This window comes from Holdemanella sp. DFI.5.55 (assembly GCF_020593575.1).
In the GTDB taxonomy this organism is placed as follows: domain Bacteria; phylum Bacillota_I; class Bacilli_A; order Erysipelotrichales; family Erysipelotrichaceae; genus Holdemanella; species Holdemanella hominis.
Window position 1 is genome coordinate 1 of record NZ_JAJDMK010000240.1, and the last position, 298, is coordinate 298.

At 37.9% G+C, this 298-nt stretch carries 1 protein-coding gene; it reads right to left on the reverse strand.

The genetic code is table 11. The annotated features are described in order from the left end of the window. Window positions 1-298, reverse strand: a 298-nt coding sequence (locus tag LJE08_RS13950; protein WP_227403575.1) for an Rpn family recombination-promoting nuclease/putative transposase, incomplete at both ends; no start/stop codon positions are given.

A 298-nucleotide genomic window follows, 5' to 3' on the forward strand; every position in this document is an offset into this window, starting at 1 on the left:
GATGAATAATTTCTAGTTCACTCAATCTTTTAGCAGCATTCCACTTGGATTCACCCACATATAAGACGACTGTTAAAATCATGGGAAGTCTTGTATGCATAGGTACATGTTGCTTAAAGTTTTGGCGAATATAACGCATACGAGCAACGCTTTCATATTCCATGACTCTTGCGACCATAGACGGATCGCCATAGCTTTGACTTTCAATCACGAACAAATCTAAATAAGTACCATCCTCATACCGTTTGATGATATCCACATGCTTACTAGAAACATTCATGACAAGTTCACTGTTTTC